The sequence below is a fragment of the Maribellus maritimus genome (assembly GCF_022267315.1).
GTDB classification, from domain to species: Bacteria; Bacteroidota; Bacteroidia; order Bacteroidales; family Prolixibacteraceae; genus Draconibacterium; species Draconibacterium maritimum.
Genome location: NZ_JAIKLE010000092.1, coordinates 1 through 4964 on the forward strand (window position 1 = coordinate 1; position 4964 = coordinate 4964).

General features: G+C 39.2%; 6 protein-coding genes. 4 read left to right on the forward strand and 2 right to left on the reverse strand.

Going from position 1 to position 4964, the window contains the following annotated elements; all coding sequences use genetic code 11:
- Positions 1 to 270: DUF3408 domain-containing protein (locus K5G00_RS28770; RefSeq protein WP_238769944.1), on the reverse strand; the 270-nt coding region annotated here is incomplete at its 3' end.
- 4 nt (positions 271 to 274) lie between these two features.
- Positions 275 to 1036, reverse strand: coding sequence for a ParA family protein (locus K5G00_RS28775; protein ID WP_238769945.1), 762 nt, complete (start codon positions 1034 to 1036; stop codon positions 275 to 277).
- Between the two features lie 651 nt (positions 1037 to 1687).
- Here K5G00_RS28775 and mobA point away from each other — a divergent pair.
- The 4 genes from mobA to K5G00_RS28795 all read left to right on the forward strand — a co-directional run.
- Positions 1688 to 2107, forward strand: coding sequence for a conjugal transfer protein MobA (gene mobA / locus K5G00_RS28780; protein ID WP_238769947.1), 420 nt, complete (start codon positions 1688 to 1690; stop codon positions 2105 to 2107).
- Complete coding sequence (mobB, locus tag K5G00_RS28785; protein ID WP_238769949.1) at positions 2101 to 3324, forward strand: conjugal transfer protein MobB; 1224 nt, start codon at positions 2101 to 2103, stop codon at positions 3322 to 3324. The genes mobA and mobB overlap by 7 nt, the downstream gene beginning before the upstream one ends.
- 3 nt (positions 3325 to 3327) lie before the next feature.
- A complete protein-coding gene (locus K5G00_RS28790) occupies positions 3328 to 4194 on the forward strand; it encodes a DNA adenine methylase (protein ID WP_238769951.1) in 867 nt (288 codons plus the stop codon).
- A 3-nt stretch (positions 4195 to 4197) separates the two neighbouring features.
- Positions 4198 to 4964: YWFCY domain-containing protein (locus tag K5G00_RS28795; RefSeq protein ID WP_238769953.1), on the forward strand; the 767-nt coding region annotated here is incomplete at its 3' end.

Below are 4964 nucleotides of genomic sequence, written 5' to 3' on the forward strand. Positions count from 1 at the left end.
TGAGATTTCATCGTTGCCAATAATGCGCACAATCTTTTGAATCCTTTCGTGGTATTCCTGCCGGATGGGGACATGCTTGCCAAATCGTGCTTTGCTGTCAGATTGCCTAATAAACAGGGACAGATAATCAGACACACTCTCGTTCTTCCTCACCTTTGGTTTTTTAACTGTCTTTTCATCCTTTTGCCCTGATACCTGTTTCTCATTTTGGATAGTCGAGATTAAAAAATCTTCGTCTATTTCTTCAGGATTGTATTGCTTTCGTGCCATAATCTTACTGTTTAACTGTTTGAAGAATCTCAGTTGCCAACACATCAAGGTTACTGCCTTTTAATAACGTATTATGGGCGGGGAACAGTGTAGAACGGAAGACAGGTTTATGCGCCGTAGTAAGTTCACGTCGGAATCGTTTCGAATCAGGAACAAAGGTTCTCAGGATATTCAGGCCCAGTTCACCAATCACATTTTCATAAACCTCATAGAGTTCGTTTTTCTCCCGGCCATCCACCATATTCCAGATAAGGTACAGGCCTTTTATATTACTTTTCCCAACACTTATCAGGTTTTCGTTGAGCATGGTGGCGAACTTTAGGGTACTCTCCAGAACAACCCTGTCTGCACTAACCGGAGAAAAGATATAATCCATCCCCGCTAGTGTTTTTACAACCCCTTTACTGTTTAATGTGCCAGGAAGGTCAAAGAAAATAATGTCGGGCTGAGAGGCAGTATTGTCAATAAGCTTTTCGGCTGTTGTAATGGCATCCTCCGGTAAGCTTTTTTCAACCGGGTAAGCTTTTCGTTTCAGGGCGGTAAACTGGGTATAGGCCAGTTGCTTGTAATAGTTGTCTTTCATTACCTGCTCCATATCTCGCTGACGCATTTCAACAATACTGTGTTGTGGATAATCACAATCCACAACTGCGATTTCCAAACCTTGCACATAGTGCAGATAGCTCGACATTAAAACAGTAAACGCGGTTTTGCCTACACCTCCCTTTTGAGTGCTGAAAGCAATAAATAATGTTTCCTTTTCCATCTTATTTAATTTATTGGTTAATGATGTAATTGTTTTATCGTTTGTTTTTTCAATTAATCTCTTCGGTAGCCAATCCAATGAATGCCTGTTTGAACATTTAAATGTTTAAGCGTTCCAACGTTTAAGCACTCTCCCAAACCAACTTTTAATTATTGCCTGATTGGAATAAATGAATTGATGAATACCTGAATTTTTAATTCTCTATTTGAAAAAGCAAATAGCTCCTTAATTATCCATTCGAATATTCCTTTTATAGTTTGTTTTTTCATTTCTCTAATCAGGTTTTCATACCCGCAAATGAACGGATAAAAACCATCGAAAATTTGGTTTTAAAAGTGGCTGGAATTGTTTGGCTTTAACTGTCTGCTTTTGGCGTCTTTCGAGGTAACTACGAATCAAAACTCTCCCTATACCTTTGCCCTCAATAGAAAATTGTACGAAAAAATAATCTTGAATTATGGGACGACAAGCATTAAAAATTACCAACGCTAAAAGGGTGTGCATTGGCACACGGCAAGTTGTGTTTTGAGGTCCTCAAAACGTTTTCAGGACCTGAAAACCACTTGCCCCGATGAGGGAAAATCGCCCTCCGAAGTCGGGGATTTTTGATAAGCATTTCATAAACGAATAAAGCAACAATAACAGAAGCCAATGACTAAAGAAAATGGGAAAAAGCACAGAGGTGGACGAAAACAAAAAGTAAATCCGTGTAACCATCGTCACTCTTTTAACCTGAACGATGACGATAACGCACGTTTTTTATCACTGTTTGAAGCTTCGGGAATGGAGGTGAAAGCCCATTTTATCACAGCCTGCATATTTGAAAAGCCGGTGAAAGTGGTAAAAATTGACAAAGGGACGATGGATTTTTACATGCGCCTGACCAATTTTTATGGCCAATTCCGAGCCATCGGGGTGAATTATAACCAGGTAACCAAAGCCATCAAGAACAATTTTTCGGAGAAAAAAGCACTGGCATTTTTGAATCAACTGGAGAAAGCAACACTGGAACTGGTTGCAATCAACAAACAGGTAATGGATTTAACCCGCAAATTTGAAGACAAATGGTAGCAAAAATAAGTTCAGGAAGTTCGTTGTACAGTGCCCTGGCATACAACCATCAGAAGATAAATGCCGGTGAAGCAAAAGTAATTTTTGCCAATAATATGGTTGAGCCGAAGGATGGAAATTTCAGTATCGGGACTTGTAAATACTCTTTTGAGCCTTACTTGCTGGCCAACAAAAAAACAGAAAACCCGGTTATCCATATCTCACTAAATCCTGACCCAAATGATAAACTAAATGATGAACAGTTTGCCCAAATTGCAGAAGAGTACATGCAAAAGCTGGGTTATGGGAACCAGCCTTTTGTTGTTTACATACATGAAGACATCGACCGTCATCATATTCATATAGTTTCAGTCAAGGTAGATGAAACGGGCAAAATGATTCGGGACAATTTCCAGCATCGATTGTCCATGCGGATTTGCCGCGATTTGGAACAGAAGTACGGACTGACTCCCGCCAATGAAAAACAAAAAGCAGAAGGTTATTCATTAAAACCAGTTGACCCGAAGAAAGGCGATATCAAGCGGCAAATTGCCAATGTAGTCCGACCTGTATCACGGTTGTGGCATTTTCAATCCTTCAACGAGTACAAGGCTTTACTTTCTGTTTATAATGTTCAGGTTGTAGAAGTAAAAGGAGAACACAAAGGACAATTGTATAATGGAATTATTTATGCAGCCCAAAACGATAAAGGCGAAGTTTACGGAACACCTATTAAATCTTCAAAGTTTGGCAAACAGGCTGGAAATGATGCGATTCAGAAACGAATTGAAAAATCAATAGAAGCTGTTAGAACCAGAAACCTCAAAGAAAGTCCAAAGGCAGTTATTTCAAAAGCATTGGCCTCGTGCAAAAACAGAAAGGATTTTGAAAAACAACTTTCAAAAAACCAGATTTCCGTTTTGTTTCGCGAAAATGAATCGGGACGTATTTATGGCGTAACCTTTATTGACCACAGGCACAAGTTTGTTTTTAACGGTTCCCGTCTGGGAAAGGATTTTTCAGCCAATGCTTTCCAGCAAAAATTCAGTGAGGAAAAACACGGTTCTGAACCGGAAAAGTCACCGGAATTTGTACCGCCAAAATTCCCTTCAACTCCTGAATCCACATTTGAAAATTTATCGGGATTATTGGCAATTGACAGCCATGGAGAGAATCCCGAAGAGGAAGCCTTTATTCGAAGAATGAAGAGAAAGAAACGAAGAAAACGAAAACTATAAGCTATGCAAAACACCGTAAAACCATTCCTGAAATGGGCAGGGGGAAAGTCACATTTACTTCCCCAAATAACAGGGCTATTTCCGAACGGCCTGGAGAAATTTGACACATTTATAGAGCCTTTTGTGGGTGGAGGAGCTGTCTTATTTCATATTCTCAGCCATTATCCTAATATCAAGAATGTGGTAATAAACGATATTAATGTCCGGCTGATAAATGCCTATTTATTTCTGAAAGAAAGTCCGCGTGAATTAATTTCAATATTGGATAAGTATCAAACCCGGTTTTGGAGTTTAAGCCCGCTAGAGCAAAAACAATTTTATCTCCATAAACGGAAATATTTTAATTCTTCCGGTACAAAGACAATTGAATCAGCGGCGCTGTTTATCTTTCTGAATAAGACCTGTTTTAACGGACTGTACCGTGTAAATAAAAACGGAAAGTTTAATGTTCCGTTTGGGCAATATCAAAAGCCTCTGATTTGCAACCCCAAATTAATTATCGGATTGAGCAAACTGCTTCAGAAAGTAACAATTTTGAACGGCGATTATGCTCATATCATTGCAAATTTCAGGGGTAATACTTTTGTCTATTTTGACCCGCCTTATCGTCCGGTTTCACAAACATCCAACTTTACTACATACAGTTCCGAAGGTTTTGATGAGACACAACAAAAAAGGCTTGCCTGTTTTTGCCGCTTACTTGATTTTGACAGTAAGTGGATGTTAAGTAATTCATGTCCGATGGATGATAATTTTTTCAACGAACATTATACCGGTTATAAAATCCGACAAATTAAGGCAAGACGTTCAATTGGGGCCAGTGTTAAAAGCCGGGGAAATATTCAGGAGTTACTTATCACAAATTATTAGGATATGCAAAACGAAGACGATGTAAGGAGCCTTGCTAAAATAATTGAACTGATAAGGGGGGTAAGTATCCTGGTTCTTATCATTCATATCTACTGGTTTTGTTATGAATTTTTAGTTGAGGCAGATGCAACAGTCGCAATTATTGACAAGATTCTGCTGAATTTCCAGAAATATACCGGGCTGTTTTCAAAACCAATCTGGACAAAATTGGTGAGTTTTGGGTTGCTTGCCATCTCTTGTTTGGGAATCAGGGGCGTTAAAGCAGAAAAGATAAGCTGGGGTAAAATATCGGTCTTTCTGACCTTGGGCTTAGTTCTATTTTTTTCCAGTGGTTTTATTGTAAAGCTTCACTCTCCGTTAATCCTGAAATGTTCTGTTTATATGCTTTCCCTTGCTGCCGGATATATTTTCCTGTTAAAAGCCGGGTTATGGATGAGCCGCCTGATAAAACATAACCTGATGGAGGATGTCTTTAACATGGAAAATGAATCTTTTATGCAGGAAATGCGGCTGATGGAGAATGAATACTCTGTAAACCTGCCAACACGGTTTGAGCATAAAGGGAAAACCTATAGCGGATGGATTAACGTGGTTAACCCGTTCCGGGCTAGCATTGTTTTGGGAACTCCGGGGAGTGGAAAGTCCTACGCCATCATCAACAATTACATCAAACAGCAAATCCGAAAAGGGTTTGGCATGTATATCTACGATTTTAAGTTCGATGACCTGAGTATTATCGCGTACAATACTCTGATGAAAAACATCGATAA

Excerpts from the sequence above, each read along its gene's own strand:
- K5G00_RS28775 (WP_238769945.1), bottom strand. The coding sequence starts at position 1,036 with ATGGAAAAGGAAACATTATTTATTGCTTTCAGCACTCAAAAGGGAGGT.
- mobA (WP_238769947.1), top strand. The coding sequence starts at position 1,688 with ATGACTAAAGAAAATGGGAAAAAGCACAGAGGTGGACGAAAACAAAAA.
- mobB (WP_238769949.1), top strand. The coding sequence starts at position 2,101 with ATGGTAGCAAAAATAAGTTCAGGAAGTTCGTTGTACAGTGCCCTGGCA.
- K5G00_RS28790 (WP_238769951.1), top strand. The coding sequence starts at position 3,328 with ATGCAAAACACCGTAAAACCATTCCTGAAATGGGCAGGGGGAAAGTCA.